The sequence below is a fragment of the Pseudoclavibacter sp. AY1H1 genome, from assembly GCF_002931055.1.
GTDB lineage: Bacteria > Actinomycetota > Actinomycetes > Actinomycetales > Microbacteriaceae > Pseudoclavibacter.
On record NZ_PSXX01000007.1, the window covers coordinates 1 to 16216 of the forward strand.

Below are 16216 nucleotides of genomic sequence, written 5' to 3' on the forward strand. Positions count from 1 at the left end.
CTCGACAACAGGTAGGGCCCGCCGCCGCGAGTCCCGCATCCCACCGCTGCGCCGCCGCACCCGCCACTCCCCACCAGAGTTGTGGCAAAGTGCGGCGCGCGCGCTCACGAACAGCACCGCGCCACAACTCTGCTCGGACTCCGGCGGCGGGATGCGGCGGCGCAGCGGTGGGATGCGGGACTCGCGGCGGCGGGCCCTACCTGTTGTCGAGCTTCCTGCGGGCGCTCGCGAGCATCACGGCGATGCCGATCGCGATCGCGAGGGCGCTGATCGCAGCCACGAGCGCAGGCGACGAGTCGACGCCGGTCTGCGCGAGCTCCCCGGTGGCCACTGGAGTCGAGGTCGCACTCGTCGCCACGGGAGTGTGGGTCTCGACTCCGGGAACCGGCACCGCCGTCGGCGTGACCGGGACGGCAGTCGACGTCCGGGTCGGCGTCGGAGTCGGCGTCGGCGTCGGCGTCGGCGTCGGCGCGGGCAGCGCTGCGAGGAACGCGGCCGCGTCGACGAGCCCGGACCCGGCCGAGTCCGCGACGCTGACGAACTCATGGATGCTGCCGATAGGTTCGGCAGTTGCCGTGATCGCGGCCCGCAGCTCCTGCTCCGTGATGCCCGGGCGGAGCTGCATCCCGAGCGCCGCAACTGCTGCCGCTGACGGTGCAGCAGCCGAGGTGCCGGTGAACGAGTAGACGCCCTCAGCGCCCTGGACTGCGCTTCCGAAGAAGTTCGTCCAGCCTCCGTCGAGCGAGGTGAGCGTCGGCGCACCAGAGATGGGCTCGGGCAGCGCGTCTGTGCTCGGGAACGCTTCGAAGTACAGCGTCATGGGCCCGGTGCCGCTGAAGTTCTCGAGCTCCGTCGGCGTGGCAGCGTTGGCGGCCGCGACGCTGAACGCTCGGGGCGTGCCGGCGTGTCCGTAGATCGAGGGCCCGACGATGTCGCCGCCGGTGCCCGCGGAGTACTCGGCGGCCCGGAGGTAGCTGCTCGGGAAGATCGTCTTCACCCGCGGGTTGAGAGCCGGTACACCATCGCTGGTGTCTCGAACGATCGTGTAGTTGTAGTCGCCGCCGGTGGGCTGGAAGCCCGCGAGCTGCACGGGCGAGCCTGCCGCGGGGAGGGGGCTGCCCGCGACGAGCTCGCCGGCGGCGTCGGTGACGGCGACCACGAGGCGGCTGGTGGCGGCCCCAGCGGGTTCAGCCCACTGCAACATGAACAGGGCGTTGACGTCGTAGGCGGCGAGGTCCGGGTAGGTCAGCGTGTTCGTGGGGTCCTCGCCCGCGCCCGGGTCGAAGTCCATGCAGTCGGCGCTGGTGATGTCGAACTGGTCGAGGTTCTCGGCGACAGCAGCCGGGCAGGCCGTCGGCCGGTAGGCGGGTGCCTCCCATGAGGAGATGACGCGACCTTCGCTCTCGCCGAGGCTGCCGACGATCGTGTCGTTGCCAGCGGCGGTGAAGAAGGGGATGCCGAGCGCAACCGCATCGTTGACGGAGTTGGCGGCGACTCCGTCCTGGAACATCGTCTCGTCGTAGTATCCGAGGTCGTCGACGATGATGTCGGCCCCGGCCTCTGAGAGACGTTCGACGGCGTTTGCGAAGCCAGCCTGCCCTCCGCTGCCGGACGCGAACAGCAGCGTCGAGCCGGGTGCGATGGAGTGGACCAGCTGGGCCATGCCGCGCCCCTCGTCGGTGCTCGGGGCCGCGCTCTCGACCACGACCTCAACGGGTTGCGTGTAGCCGCACGGGTTGCCGGCTCCCGGGAGCAGGCCCGCGGCCACATCCTCGTCCGGTGTCGACGGCAGCGTCACGGTCGCATGGTCGTACGAGTCGGAGATGATCCCGATGCGCACCCCCTCACCATCCACGCCATACAGGTCTCGCGCGAGGGGAACATTGAGGGGCTCGGTGAGGTTGGCCGGCACCGCGCGGCAGGTGTCAGCGGATGCGCTGGGGTCCGCATCCGGTTCGGTGGTGGGTTCCACAGCGGGTCCCGTCGTCGGCTCCGCCGTCGGCTCCGCCACCGTCAGAGCGTTGGCCGCATCCCACGCGGAACCGCTGGACACCGGCGAGAGAGTCTCCTGCACCGACTGCACGTTCGCAAGCCCTGCGACGGCTTCGAGATTGCCCGCCGGAACCGTCGCTCCAATCACGAGGTACTTCGCGGCGACCGCGTCGATGGTGCCGAGCGCAGCGAGTGCGTCGATATCGGCGGCCAGCGGGGGTGTCGAGTAGTAGACGGTGACCGCGACGCTGCCGCCGCTCAGCTGCAGGCTCGCCGGGCCAGACTCCGGCAGCGCGAGCTGCGTCGGCGTGGCCGCTGCGAGCTGCTGTTCCGCTGCCGCAGGGTCAGCGGACACGTCGACGGCCGCAAGGGCGGTCAGCCTTCCCGACAGCTTGTCGCTGTCATCGGTCGCCGGGGCAGCCGACGCTGCTCCTACCCCGAATCCGCCGAAGACGAGTCCGGCAGCGACGACAGCAGCTGTGAGGCGCGGGAGAGTACGAGCAGAATTCACCAAGTCACCTCAGGGAGTAGGCACTGAAACAGGAGCGGGGGCTGGAACAGGAACTGATGGTGCTGATGGAACTGGAGCCAAGAATGGCAGATGCGGCGGCACTTCCGCTACTGGAAGGCGCGGGCGAAAGCGCGCACGCCTCGCCGAGATCCGCGGGCTCGTCGCGGGCCGGGAAACGCTGGCCTCGGCGGTCGCTGTCGACGCCGCCCAAGAGCCGCGCTCCCCCTCTTCCCGACTTGACACCGACGTCCACACGAGCAAAAGTACAACTGGTACAGACCAGTGAGCAGGACCGAACAGACGGAGCGAGCAGAATGATCGTCAGCGCCGCGAACGTCATCACGCCGCACAGCCACCTCTCGCCCGGGTGGGTGCAGATCGAGGGAACCGTCGTGCAGCGTGTGGGCTCGGGGCGGCCCCCCTCGGACTCCGGCGACATCGTCGAACTCGGGGAAGCGACGATCGCGCCCGGCTTCGTCGATGGCCACGTGCACGGTGGAGGCGGCGCGGGGTTCGACGACGCCGGCGCGGGCGACGGACGCGGCGCACTCGCGGCGAAGACAGCGGTGCGCACGCATCTCGAGCAGGGCACCACCTCGCTCGTCGCGAGCCTCGTCACCGACGAGATCGGCGCGATGTGCGACTCGGTCGCGGCGCTCGCGACCCTCGTGGAGGAGGGCATCCTCGCGGGCATCCACCTCGAGGGGCCATGGCTGAGCCGCGAGCATCCAGGCGCCCACGCGCAGCAGCACCTCATCGAGCCGAACAGTCGCGATCTCGCTGCGCTGCTGGCGGCAGGGCGCGGGCAGGTGCGCATGGTCACGCTCGCACCTGAGCTGCCCGGTGGTCTCGACACCATCAAGGCGCTGACCGACGCCGGGGTCGTCGCCGCCATCGGACACACCGACGCCTCCTACGACATCGCCCGCGAAGCGCTCGACAACGGTGCAACGGTCGGCACGCACCTCTTCAATGCGATGCGCGGACTGCACCACCGCGAACCCGGCCCCGCCACAGCATTGCTCGAGCACCCGGATGCGGTGATCGAGCTCATCGCGGACGGCACCCACGTGCATCCTGCGGCCCTCCGCCTCGCCGCAGTCGCGAAACCGCACCAGTTCATGCTCGTCACCGACGCGATGTCGGCCGCGTGCATGCACGATGGCGACTACACGCTGGGCTCGCTCGACGTCGAGGTGCGCGGCGGGGTCGCCCGCCTCACGCAGGGTGGCGCGATTGCCGGATCGACGCTCACGATGGCGCGAGCGGTGCAGTACGCGGTGGCCGTGGCCGGACTGCCGCTCGTCGACGTGGTGCGGGCCGCGTCGACAACGCCGGCGACCGCCCTCGGCCTCGAGAAGGTCGGGTCGTTGCTGCCGGGATACTCGGCGGATCTCGTCGTACTGGACCAGTCGCTCGGCGTGCAGCGGGTCATGCGTCGCGGCGAGTGGATTCGCTGAGCGACGCCCGCCCCCACCCACGCAGCGGTGGCCGCCGGCGCTGCAGGCACCGCAGGCACCGCAAGCACCGCCCTGCCGCCCTGCCGCACCTGCCAGCGGTGATCCTGCCGTCCCTGCCACCTTCGCGCTGCGTCGGCGGCGACCCCCGTCATCCTGAGGCGCGTGATGGGTTTTGCCGACCGTGATGGGTTTCTACCCATCACCGGTCGGCAAAACCCATCACGCGCATCCGAGAAACCCATCAGCGTCGCGAAAACCCATCAGCGTCACTCGACCACGCGCGACCTGCCGCGTCAGAGCAGGCAACGGATGCACCGCAGCCGTTTCCCGCCCAGGGAGCGCAAGGCCGCGAATGTCCCCAGGCTCTCGCCCAGCCGAGGAAGCCGAATGCCGCAGCCGTCCCCGGATGTCCCCAGGCTCTCGCCCAGCCAGCCGAATCAGCCGAGTGCCGCAGCTGTCCCCGGATGTCGCCCCACCGAGGGAGCAGTGAAGGCCGCAGCTGCCACCCGAATGTCACCCGGTCGCAGCCGCCGAAAAGCCGAGGTTCCAACCCGTGCCACCTTCGCGCTGCGTCGGCGCGACCCCCGTCATCCTGAGGCGCGTGATGGGTTTCGGCGACCGTGATGGGTTTTTACCCATCACCGGTCGGCAAAACCCATCACGCGCATCCGAGAAACCCATCAGCGTCGCGAAAACCCATCAGCGTCACTCGACCACGCGCGCCAGAGCAAGCGACGGATGCGCCGCGGCCGCATCCCCGCCGAGAGGCCGATAGGCCGATAGGCCGACGATAAGCCGAGGTTTCCGCGACGCCACGTTCGCGACGCCGACGGCGAGCCTCGTCGCAGCGGACGATAGGGCGCGGCGGCCGCCTTCGAGGGCTACGCCTCGGGCTGGACGCCGGCTCGGTGCTCGACCGTGTACCGGTAGTAGTCGGCCATGGTGAGCTCGGCGGCCGCGGCCTCGTCGATGACGATCGTCGCCCGGCGGTGCAGCTGCAGCACGGAACCCGGCCACATCGAGGAGACGGGCCCCTCGACCATCGCGGCGACCGCGCGCGCCTTCGACGCACCCTGCGCGACGAGCACGACACTGCGCGCGTCGAGGATGGTGCCGAGCCCCTGCGTGAGGCAGTGCACCGGCACGTCCTCCGGCTTGTCGAAGAAGCGTGCGTTGTCGGTGCGCGTCTTGGGGGCGAGCGTCTTCACGCGTGTGCGGGAGGAGAGCGAGGACGTGGGCTCGTTGAATCCGATGTGCCCGTTCGCCCCGATGCCGAGGAGCTGCACGTCGACGCCTCCAGCGGCGGCGATCTTGGCCTCGTAGTCCTCGCAGGCGGCGTCGAGGTCGGCCGCGAGGCCATCCGGCACGTGCACCCGCGCGGGGTCGAGGCCGAGCGGCTCGACCACCTCACGGCCGACCACGGCGTGGTACGACTCGGCGTGCGACCTGGCGATGCCGACGTACTCGTCGAGGGCGAAGGCGCTCACTCGGCTGAAGTCGAGGCCTTCAGCGCGTCGGGCGGCGAGCGAGCGGTAGATCTCCAGGGGGCTGGAACCGGTAGCGACGCCGAGCACCGCTTCCGGATTGCCCGCGACGACGTCCGCGATTCGTCCAGCTGCAAAGGCGCCGACCTCTGCCGGCCCGGCCATGATGACAACTTCCATGCGCTGCTCCTAGAGATCGAAGGCGATCGGGGCGCCTCAGTCCAGTCTGGACGTGCGGCCGAATCGGCGAGACGTGTTGCGCATCACAATACCGGGAAACCGATGCGTGGTCTAGTCCACCAAGGGCAGCGGGGTGGGCTGCCGATCCGGCAGCCCACCCCGCTGATCAGAGCGCGAACTCAGTCCTGACGCAGCCTCAGCTCGACGTCGCCACCCCCGAGCACGATGACCGGAGTCACGGCAGGATGCCCAGCCGCGCGGATGGCGTCGAGGTCGAACCGCAGGAGTGGCGTGCCCTCCACGACCTCATCGCCGACAGCGACAAGCGTCTCGAATCCCTCACCCTTCATCTCCACGGTGTCCACACCGACGTGGACCAGCAGCTCGGTGCCATCACGGAGCTTCAACGCGACCGCGTGACTCGTCGGGAAGACGTGCGCGACGGTGCCGTCTGCCGGCGCCCACACGGTGTCGCCCGTGGGCTCGACCGCGACCCCAGAACCCATGATCCCCTGGGAGAACGTCGCATCCGGAACCTCGGAGAGCGGAACGACGCGACCGGCAACCGGCTGGCGCACGGTGAGCACGGTCTTCGTGGCGACGCCACCCTGCGACGGCGCGGCCACCGCGGCATCCGCCACCGCGACGGGCGCGGAAGGCGCCTCGACTCGGCCTGCGATGAGGTCCTCCATCGCATCCTTCACGAACTGCACCTCGAGGCCGTAGATGACCTGCACCGACTTTCCGCCCGGCTTCATGATGCCGGCAGCACCAGCACGGCGGATGGCCGCATCATCCACCTTCGACACGTCGGCGATCTCCATGCGGAGCCGCGTGGCGCAGTTGTCGAGCTCGAGCACGTTGTCCTTGCCACCGAGCCCCTTGAGGATCGCGGATGCCTGGTTGAGGAACTTCGACGACCCTGTCGATGTCTCATCCACTTCGACTTCCTCGTCTTCGCGACCCGGCGTCTTCAGGTCGAAGCGCTTGATGATGAAGTAGAACGAGACGAAGTAGATGACGAACCAGATGGCGCCGGCCAGGAAGATCGCCCACGGATTCTGCGCCAGGGGGTTGACCCAGCCGAGCATGAGGTCGATGAACCCGCCGGAGAACCCGAAGCCCATGCGCACCGGCAGCAGCGCCATGATGAACATCGAGATGCCGGTGAAGATCGCGTGGACCACGTACAGCGCTGGCGCGAGGAACATGAACGCGAACTCGAGCGGCTCGGTGACGCCGACGAAGAACGACGCGAAGGCGCCGGACAGCAGGATGCCGGCGGTGACCTTGCGGCGGTTGGTCTTGGCCGTGAGGTACATGGCGAGCGCCGCACCGGGCAGACCGAACATCATAATCGGGAAGTAGCCGGTCATGTACTGGCCGGTGACGCCTGCCGTGCCCGTGCCGTTCAGGAAGTTGCCGAGGTCGTTGATGCCGGCGACGTCGAACCAGAACACCGCGTTGAGCGCGTGGTGGAGGCCGAGCGGGATGAGCAGGCGGTTGAAGAAGCCGTAGAGGCCGGCGCCGACCGGGCCGAGCCCGACCATCCACTCACCGAACGAGACGAGGCCACCGAACAGCACCGGCCACACGAAGTAGAGCGCGAGTGCGACGACGAGGGATGCACCGGTCGTGACGATCGCGACGGAGCGCTTGCCCGAGAAGAACGACAGGGCGGCCGGCAGCTGGACGTCCTTGAACTTGTCGTAGCAGTACGCGCCGATGAGACCGCAGATGATGCCGACGAAGGCGTTCTCGATGCGCCCGAAGCCGATGTTGACATCCTCAACCGGGATGCCCTGCAGCGTCGCGACCGTCTCAGGACTGAGGAGCCGCGTGACGACGAGCCACGACACGAGCCCCGCGAGCGCGGCGGTACCGTCTGGCTTCGATGCCATTCCGATTGCCACGCCGAGCGCGAAGAGCAGGGGCAGGTTGTCGAGCAGCGCGCCACCTGCAGCGGTGAAGAAGGCCTGAACGAAGTTCTCGCCTGCCGTGTTGAGGATCCAGTACCCGATACCGGACAGGATCGCCGCTACCGGCAGGACAGCCACCGGCAGCATGAGCGACTTGCCGAGTTTCTGGAGATATTTCATGGCGTGACTCCATGGTCAAAGGAAAAGTTAGGGGGACTCTACTTGGAAAATCCGCCCTGGTATAGACCAGAGTTCGCCGGTGGTTCGGTTTGCGTCAGGAGAAGGGCAGCGTGAGGCGCTCCTGGAGCGGGAACGTGAGCTCGAAACGATCCGCGGGGAACGTCGCACGTGAGTACGACATGGGCAGGCCGCGGGCGATCGCGGCGCGAGTGAGACGCAGGACCGGGTAGCTCGCGGCGATGCCGAGCACCTCGATCTCCTCGGGGCTCGGCAGCGTGGCCGTGACGACCTCGACCCCCTCCGTCGGCAGCAGATCGAGCGTCTCGAGCATCTCGTAGAGGCTCCCCTTGGCCGTCTCCTCGTCGAGCTGCGGCACCAGGGCCGCGGGCAGCCACTCGTCCTCAAGCGCGAGCGGACGGTCATCGCCGAGTCGCAGCCTGCGCAGGTGGATGGTCTCAGCTTCCGGCGGGAGCTGCAGGTGCTCTTCCACCTCGTCCGGGCGCTCCGTGCTCCGAACGAACGAGAGCACCCGCGTCTCGGCGCGCATCCCGTGCTCGCGGACGGCGCTCGCGAACGACCGCAGCCGAACCTGCAGGGAGACGGGCGGGGCGAGCTTCTCGGTGCCGATACCGCGCTTCGTGCGGACGAGCCCCTCACGCTCGAGGACATCGATCGCCGCTCGGACGGTCATGCGAGCCACCCCCAGCTGTGCTGAGAGCGTGCGTTCCGACGGCAGCAACTCGCCCGGGGAGAGCGATGCGGCGAGGGCGCGAACGCCCTCGAGAGCTGTTGAACCACTGACGCGTGCCATCCCGCCAGTATCCCATCGCGTCCGGACCCGGGTACGACGACCGCAGCGCCTCGCCTCGGCACGCCCTCGGCACGCCTCGTGATCTCACCGCCCCGAAGAGGTCATTTTGCGCCCATCCCCAGCCCTCGGAAGGGCGGAAAGTGACCTTTTCGCGGGATGGCGGGATGAAGCGGCGGGGCGCGGCGGGGCTCGGCGGGGCTCGGCGGGTCGGCGGATGGGAACCAGCGCCGGATCGACCGACCCTAGGCACCACCGCCGACGAGGCCGGCGCGGTGCGCGAGGATCACGGCCTGGACGCGATCGCGGAGCTCGAGCTTCGCGAGGATGCGTCCGACGTGCGACTTCACGGTCGACTCGCTGAGGAACAGCTCGACCGCGATCTCGGGGTTGCTCAGGCCCTGGCCGATCGCGATGAGCACCTCGAGCTCTCGCGGCGAGAGCACACTCAGCTCGGGTGCCCCGCCGGGAGGAAGCGTGCGAGCGGCGTCGGGGTCTGTGAGCTCCCCGACGTCCCGCGCCAGCGCCGGGGGCAGCACGAAGTCGCCCGCGTGGACGTCGCGGATGGCCTGCATGAGCTCGGCCGGGCGCACATCCTTCAGCAGGAAGGCGCTCGCGCCGGCGTGCAGCGCCTGCGTGACCGAGGAGTCGCTGTTGAACGTGGTCAGGACGATCACTCGGACCGGGCTGTCACGGACGATCATTCGGGTCGCGGCGATGCCGTCGAGGTCGGGCATCCGCACATCCATCAGCACGACATCCGGCCGCGTTCGGGCGGCGAGCGCCACACCCGCGCGGCCACCGGACGCCTCGCCGACGACGGTGAAGTCGCCGTCCGCTTCGAGGACGAGGCGGAAGCCGGTTCGGACCAGGTCCTGGTCATCGACGAGAGCGACGCGGATCTTCACGACGGGAGCCCCTTCCCCGCAGAGGCGGCGACGGACGGGATCACGGCCCGAACGCGCCAGCCGGAATGATGCGCTCGGGGGCCCGCCTCGAGCATGCCTGCCACGATGTCCAGCCGCTGCCGCATCCCGATGAGGCCCGAGCCCGAGCCGCGGCTCGCTGCGCCGAGCGGCGCTCCGCTCGGCGGCCCGTCGTCGACGACCTCGAGAAACGAACCGGACGGCGAGTGGGTCAGCGTCACATCGACACGAGCGTCGCGACCGGCATGGCGGAGCGTGTTCGTGAGCGCTTCCTGCGTGACCCGGAAGGCGACGAGCTGGCGCGTGGCGTCGAGATCAGGAGTGCCCTCTTCCGTGAACCGCACGTCGAGCCCGGCGTCGCGGGAGCGATCGATGAACTCCGGCAGCGCGTCCAGCGACGGCTGCGGTGCAGGGGCGGCCGGAGTCTCGGCATCGTTGAGCAGCGAGAACACGGTGCGCGCCTCGCGCATCGAGCGTCGCCCCGTGTCGGAGATGGCGGCCAGCAGCCCTCGAGCCTGGTCAGGGTCGCGGTCCAGGACCGCCGAGGCGCCGTCGGCGCTGCTCACGATCACCTGGAGGCCGTGCGAGAAGATGTCGTGCACCTCGCGGGCGATGCGGGCTCGCTCGGCGTGCGTCGCGAGCTGAGCGGAGCGGTCCCGTTCGATAGTCAGCTCCTCGGCGAGCTGGATGAGGGAGGCGATGAACCTGCGGCGCATCCCGACCGCGAGACCGATGAGGAGGGCCGCGACCCCGACGCCGAGGATGAGGAGGAGGTCGACCTGCCAGCGTCCGACGAGCGGCGGATCGTCGACGACGAGCCGGAGGGTGGACGCGCTGATCGCGGCGACGAGGCTGAGGCCGACCCACGAGAAGATCCCCACGCGGGGCGTGCCGCCCGCCGCGATCGAGTAGGTCACGACGGCGAGCACGAAGAGGTCGGCGGGGAGCTGCAGCGGCACCGCCAGCGCGAAGGTGAGGGCCGCGGCGGAGATCGCGACGGCGGGCGCGGCGCGGCGCAGGGAGATGGCGATGCACCCCACCGCGAGCATGACGAGCTCGGGAGCGAGAGCACCCACGGGGATGCCGACGTACAGGGCCTGCCACCCGAGGATCGACCCGTTGAAGAGCACGTACACGGCCAGGAGCGCGGCGTCTCCGAGCGTGAATCGCGACGCCCTGGTCGGCTGCCCCTCGCTGGGCTCGGTCACGAAAGCACGCTCACGGGCAACACCGTAGCGCGGGCTCGTTCGGCGGGAATGAGAGCCTGTCGCACGAGGACGCCAGCCAGCCAGACGACCCCGACGGTCATGGCGACGAACTCGAGGGTCGCGCCGAGATCCGTCCGGAACCGCAGGAGCGAGAGGGATGCGCCCGCGGCCGCGACGAGGCCGGTCGCGCCCGCAGCTCCCCAGGCGACGAGCCGCGTCAGGCGCGGGAGCGAGCTCGTCGCGAGCTGCACCATGACGACAGCAGCCCCGGTGAAGCCCGTCGCGGCGAAGACGATGTGAACGAGGTCCTGCAGCGTCGAGCCCGGCGTGAACGGGATGGGGCAGCCGTACGTGCAGGTCACCTGGGATGCCCCCACGAACGCCAGCGCCGTGGCGACGAGGGTGCCGGATGCGCTCCAGCTCAACCAGCGCAGCCGTGATCGGATGCCGTGCAACGACGGGGCCCCGAGGAGCGCGCCAACGCCGATTCCGAGCAGAGCGGTGTTGAAGACGTCGGCCGTTGGCATGCCCGTGGCACCTAATCCGCTGACATACACCTGCTCCGTCACCTGCGATCTTGTGAACCAGATCGTCGCGACGCTCACGAGGAGGATCGCGGCCGCCAGCCACATCGCGGTCGGCGTCGTGGGGGTCCGCTCTGCTTCGGTGAGTCTGTGCGCAAGCATCCCCTCACGCTAGGAATTCGCGGGCGGGAATTGAGCGAAGGCTCGATTTCTCATACCTGGGTACGAGCAGCGGGCCCGCGGGCTGAAGGCCGCAGGCGGACGCGGCCCGGCGGTCACGCGGGCCGGGGCTCACCTCGCGGTCCCACCGCCCCGAAAAAGGTCACTTTCCGCCCATCCGCAGCCCTCCGGAGGGCCCAAAGCGACCTTCTCGCGGAGGCCGAGGCGCGTCCGGAGGCGGATGGGGATCCGAGTTCGGACGCGGACGCGCATGCGGGTGCGGACGCAGAGGCGGACTCGGACGCGGACAGGCAGGCGGGTGCGGACGCGGAGACGGGTGCGGAGACGGACGCGGGCACGCAGGCGGACGCGACCCGGCGGTCCCACCGCCCCGAAAAGGTCACTTTCCGCCCATCCTCAGCCCTCCGATGGGTCGAAAGTGACCTTGTCGCGGGGCGCGAGGCGGGGCGCGGGGCGCGCGGGCGCGGCGCGGTCAGCCGAGGCTGACCTGCGACTTATCGAAGGCGACGTAGCCGGCGAAGTCGTGGCCGACGCGTTCGGTCGAGCCGTCGAACGGCTCCGGGTAGCTCCAGGCCGCGTCACGGTGCGTGGCGCCGTCGACGACGACGTCCCAGTACTGCGCGTGTCCCTTCCACGGGCACGTGTACTGCGTGTCGCTCTTCGTGAACGACTCGGAGTGCAACGACGACGGCGGGAAGTAGTGGTTGCCTTCGATGCCGACGAGCTCCGACTCGGGCGCTTCGGCGATGACGGTTCCGTTGACAGTTGCCTTCATGGTGGTCTTCCTTCGACGAATAGCGAGTGGGTAGACGGGAAGCGTCGCCCCGTCAGCTGGGAGAAGGGTGATGTGCGTGGATGCGCGTCGCTCGTACCTGGGAGAACGTCGGCAGCGACGCCGATCGCCTGCCCTACTCTCAGCGGCGGGGATCCGTGCCGGGCCCCAGCTCCCCCGCCATTGGAAGGTCCCCCGTTGTCGAACTCCGCACCCTCCCGCCCGTATCCGCTCGGCTTCAGCACCGTCGACGGCAGATCGAACTTCGCGGTGTACTCCGAGACCGCAGATTCTGTGGATGTGTGCACCTTCGACGAGTCCGGGGCCGAGACCCGGACGCGCCTCGAGCACCGCACGGGCCACGTCTTCCACGGCTTCGTCGACGAGTTGCAGGTCGGCTCCCGCTACGGGCTGCGCGCCGATGGTCCATGGGACCCGGAGCGTGGCCTCCGCCACAACGTGAACAAGCTGCTGCTCGACCCGCACGCCACGGCGATCGAGGGCCAGTACGCGTGGTCGCAGTCGGTGTTCGGCCACGACATGAACGAGCCGGAGCGGCGCGACGACACCGACTCGGCAGGCTCGGTCCCCCTGAGCGTCGTCGCCGATCCCAGCTTCGACTGGGGCGACGACGTTTCGCCGCGTGTCCCCCTCGACAAGACGGTCGTCTACGAGGTGCACGTCAAGGGCTTCACGCAGCTGCACCCGGAGGTGCCTGAGGAGATCCGCGGAACGTACGCGGGCCTCGCGCACCCGGCGGCCATCAAGCACCTCGTCGACCTCGGCGTGACCTCGGTCGAGCTGCTGCCCGTGCAGCAGTTCGTGCAGGACAGCCACCTCGAGGAGAAGGGGCTGCGCAACTACTGGGGCTACAACTCGATCGGCTTCTTCGCCCCGCACGGCGACTACGCGGCGGCTGGCGACGGCGGCGGCCAGGTCGCCGAGTTCAAGGAGCTCGTGAAGGCCCTCCACGCCGCTGGCCTCGAGGTAATCCTCGACGTGGTCTACAACCACACGGCTGAGGGCAACCACCTGGGGCCGACGCTGTCGTTCAAGGGCATCGACAACGCCGCCTACTACCGCCTGGTGGAGGGCGATGAGAGCCACTACTTCGACACCACCGGAACGGGCAACAGCGTGAACGTGGGCCACCCGGCGGCGCTCGGGCTCATCATGGACTCGCTGCGGTACTGGGTGAGCGAGATGCACGTCGATGGGTTCCGCTTCGACCTGGCCACGACCCTCACACGTCAGGGCGGCGACGCGGAGCTGCACAGCGCCTTCCTCACGCTCATCCAGCAGGATCCGGTGCTCGCGCCGGTCAAGATGATCGCCGAGCCGTGGGACACGGCCGGGTACCAGGTGGGCGGGTTCCCCGCGGACTGGTCGGAGTGGAACGGCAAGTTCCGCGACGACGCCCGCGACTACTGGAACGGCAGCGACGCGACCCTCGGCACGACGGCGCAGCGCATCCTCGGCTCACCTGACGTGTACGAGGCGAGCCGCCGCTCGCCGCTGTCGAGCGTGAACTTCATCACCGCGCACGACGGGTTCACGCTCGCCGACCTCACCGCGTACAACGACAAGCACAACGCGGCGAACGGCGAGGACAACCAGGATGGCGAGAGCGACAACCGCTCGGCGAACGGCGGTGCGGAGGGCCCCACCGAGGACGAGGCGGTGAACGAGCGCCGCGCCCGCAAGCGCCGCAACCTGCTCGCGACGCTGCTCCTCTCGGCGGGTGTGCCCATGATCCTCGGCGGCGACGAGCTCGGCCGCACGCAGGGCGGCAACAACAACGCCTACTGCCAGGACAACGAGATCTCCTGGTTCGATTGGGAGGCGGTCGACACCGAGCTGCTCGAGTTCACGCGGACGCTGCTCTCGCTGCGTGCTGAGCATCCCGCACTGCGGCCGGTCTGGTTCCGCCAGGCACCGGACACGGGTGCCGATGACACCGTGGACGTACTGCGCTCCGACGCGCGTGGCTTCGACGACGCGGACTGGGAGAACCCGGATGCGCGTTCCATCGCGTTCGTGTTCTCGCACGTCGGCGCCGACTCGTTCGCCCTGCTGCTGAACGCGGCGGAGAACGCCGTCGAGTTCACGGTTCCAGAGGCACCTCACGGCACCTGGGAGCTGGCGCTCTCGAGCGACGACGAGCAGCGAGTCAGCGACCCGGTGACCACGCTCATGGTCAAGGAGGGCTCGTTCACACTGCTGCGTTCGCCGGCCGAGCGCTGACGGTCCCCGCGTCTTCGGTGCTCCCTGCGTCCGTGCTGACCGGGGAGCGCCGAGTGCTCAGTCTTCGACCCAGGGGCGCGCGAGGACGGCGTCCATCTCTCCACGGACGACCTCGGTGAAGATCACGAGGGCCTCATCCCTGGGTACATCGGAGAGCACGAGTTCCGGATCGTGCGGTCGTGCAGCATGCGACAGCACCACGGTTCCGGATGCGAAGGCGGTGACGAACCAGCCGTACGGGTCGCCGGCGCCGACGTCCGGCTCCTCATCACTCGCATCGTCGAGCTCGGCAAGCAGCGCAAGCAGGTCCTCGACTCGGGCGGGATCCGACGAGCCATCGAGGTGCATCACGTCCATGGCGTGCACACTACGAGGCCTCCCTGGGCCCCTTCTCCGCGAACGCCCCGGCGAGATCGACGGCGGTCCAGCAAGCGACGACGAGCAGCACGTCAGCGACCCGGTGACCCGGTGACCCGGTGACCCGGTGACCACGCTCATGGTCGAGGAGCGCTCGTCCACGCTGCTGTGTCCGCCCGCTCAGCACTGCGTTCCGTGACGCGCATGTCGCCTCTCCGAACCGAGTCTCGCCGGAGGGGCCCGCGCGTACCCCACGTGCCCCAACGCCAGAGCCATTCGAGCGGTCCTTGCGTGAAGGCACGCAGCCAGAGCGTGCTCGCGATCCACTGCAGCACGAGGATGCCGACGACGATGCTGAGCAGCAGCGTCCACGAGGTGCTGTTGGGCAGGTCGAAGAGCGCACCTGCGGCGAGCATCAGCGGGGCTGCAGCGACGTAGTTCGTGAGCGCCATCTTTCCGAGCGGCGTGAAGACGGCCTGCAGGACACGCGCGGCGCGGGTCGTCATGAGCAGTGAGAGCAGCGCGATGTATGCGCCGGCCATCGCGAATCCGGCGAGCCCGGAGGCGAGGTCGAAGCCGGACATCCGGATGTCCCCCGCCTGCCAGATCGCGAGCGGGATCGAGGCCGCGGTGAAGGCGAGGAGCGCGACGACGGAGCCGCCACGCGAGCGGCCGATCGACTGCACGATGCCGTACCGAGTGAGGGTGGCGCCGAGGAGAAAGACGCCCGGGATGAGGGTGATGCCGCCACCCGTCAGCGCGAGACTCGCGACGATGAGCACGGCGGCGCCGACGGCGACGGCCCAGCGCGGCAGCCAGGTGCTCGGAAGCAGCACGAGCAGGCCGGCGATGGCGTACGGCCAGAGCGCGGAGCCGCTCTGCAGGAACTCGAAGGGGATGCCGATGGCGAGGAGGAGCAGGAGGCGCCTGAGCAGCACGAGCCTCGGTCGGCGCGAGCGTCGCGCGGCGGAATTGAAGAAGAGCGCGAAGCCGATTCCGAAGAGCAGCGAGAAGATCGGGAAGAAGCGCTGCTGCACGAACAGCTGCAGCCAGCCGCTCGGGTCGCCGAGATCGGCGGGCTGGAGCACGCCGGTGTCGGAGCCGAAGTGCACGAGCGGGGCGATGTTGACGAAGAGGATGCCGCAGAGTGCGGCACCACGGATGACGTCGAGGGCGGCGATTCGGCCACGGGCGGATGCAGATGCAGGTGCAGCGGGTGCGCGTTCTGGGGAAGAGGGGGAAGTCAAGACATGCCTTTCGCGGCGCGGCCCGGATCTCGGGAATGACGCGACGACCCATCATCTGGCGGGGGCGTGACGGCTCGCGTCCGCCGCCGGATGGACCCGCGTCCGCCGCCGGATGGACCCGCGTCCGCCGCCGGATGGACCCGCGTCAGCCTCTGGGGTGACCTGGACGGCCCGCCGGGTTGGAGAATGGCAGCAGACACTCGGCTACGGACAGGACGACCTGC

Annotated in this window: 12 protein-coding genes; 2 read left to right on the forward strand and 10 right to left on the reverse strand. The window is 69.4% G+C overall.

Going from position 1 to position 16216, the window contains the following annotated elements:
• Positions 1 to 196 precede the first annotated feature (196 nt).
• Positions 197 to 2503 (reverse strand): S8 family serine peptidase, encoded by a 2307-nt coding sequence (locus C5E05_RS11750; RefSeq protein ID WP_104342027.1) that lies wholly within the window; start codon positions 2501 to 2503, stop codon positions 197 to 199.
• 314 nt (positions 2504 to 2817) lie between these two features.
• On the opposite strand from C5E05_RS11750, the gene nagA reads away from it, so the two are divergent.
• Complete coding sequence (gene nagA / locus C5E05_RS11755; RefSeq protein ID WP_104342028.1) at positions 2818 to 3963, forward strand: N-acetylglucosamine-6-phosphate deacetylase; 1146 nt, start codon at positions 2818 to 2820, stop codon at positions 3961 to 3963.
• Between the two features lie 881 nt (positions 3964 to 4844).
• Here nagA and nagB read toward each other — a convergent pair.
• The 7 genes from nagB to C5E05_RS11790 form a co-directional block, all read right to left on the reverse strand.
• Positions 4845 to 5627, reverse strand: a complete 783-nt coding sequence (nagB, locus tag C5E05_RS11760; RefSeq protein WP_104342029.1) for a glucosamine-6-phosphate deaminase — start codon at positions 5625 to 5627, stop codon at positions 4845 to 4847.
• Positions 5628 to 5806: 179 nt separating this feature from the next.
• Positions 5807 to 7726, reverse strand: a complete 1920-nt coding sequence (gene nagE / locus C5E05_RS11765; RefSeq protein ID WP_104342030.1) for an N-acetylglucosamine-specific PTS transporter subunit IIBC — start codon at positions 7724 to 7726, stop codon at positions 5807 to 5809.
• A gap of 94 nt (positions 7727 to 7820) precedes the next feature.
• Positions 7821 to 8537 (reverse strand): GntR family transcriptional regulator, encoded by a 717-nt coding sequence (locus tag C5E05_RS11770; RefSeq protein ID WP_104299998.1) that lies wholly within the window; start codon positions 8535 to 8537, stop codon positions 7821 to 7823.
• A gap of 242 nt (positions 8538 to 8779) precedes the next feature.
• Entirely contained in the window at positions 8780 to 9442 is a 663-nt protein-coding gene (locus C5E05_RS11775) for a response regulator transcription factor (RefSeq protein ID WP_104342031.1), read from the reverse strand.
• Positions 9439 to 10668, reverse strand: coding sequence for a sensor histidine kinase (locus C5E05_RS11780; protein WP_104342032.1), 1230 nt, complete (start codon positions 10666 to 10668; stop codon positions 9439 to 9441). Before C5E05_RS11780 ends, C5E05_RS11775 begins: the two co-directional genes overlap by 4 nt.
• Positions 10665 to 11354: a DUF998 domain-containing protein gene (locus tag C5E05_RS11785; RefSeq protein ID WP_104342033.1), complete on the reverse strand. Its 690-nt coding sequence runs from the start codon at positions 11352 to 11354 to the stop codon at positions 10665 to 10667. The genes C5E05_RS11780 and C5E05_RS11785 overlap by 4 nt, the downstream gene beginning before the upstream one ends.
• A gap of 490 nt (positions 11355 to 11844) precedes the next feature.
• On the reverse strand, positions 11845 to 12147 hold the full coding sequence (locus C5E05_RS11790; RefSeq protein ID WP_104243600.1) for a DUF427 domain-containing protein: 303 nt from the start codon (positions 12145 to 12147) through the stop codon (positions 11845 to 11847).
• A gap of 195 nt (positions 12148 to 12342) precedes the next feature.
• Here C5E05_RS11790 and glgX point away from each other — a divergent pair, with 195 nt between their 5' ends.
• Positions 12343 to 14388, forward strand: a complete 2046-nt coding sequence (glgX, locus tag C5E05_RS11795) for a glycogen debranching protein GlgX (RefSeq protein ID WP_104342034.1) — start codon at positions 12343 to 12345, stop codon at positions 14386 to 14388.
• A 57-nt stretch (positions 14389 to 14445) separates the two neighbouring features.
• Here the strand turns inward: glgX and C5E05_RS11800 are convergent, their stop codons facing one another.
• On the reverse strand, positions 14446 to 14745 hold the full coding sequence (locus tag C5E05_RS11800) for a hypothetical protein (protein ID WP_104342035.1): 300 nt from the start codon (positions 14743 to 14745) through the stop codon (positions 14446 to 14448).
• Between the two features lie 137 nt (positions 14746 to 14882).
• The gene (locus C5E05_RS11805; protein WP_104342036.1) at positions 14883 to 15992 is read right to left on the reverse strand and encodes a DUF418 domain-containing protein; all 1110 of its coding nucleotides are present in this window, start codon (positions 15990 to 15992) and stop codon (positions 14883 to 14885) included.
• Between the last annotated feature and the right edge of the window lie 224 nt (positions 15993 to 16216).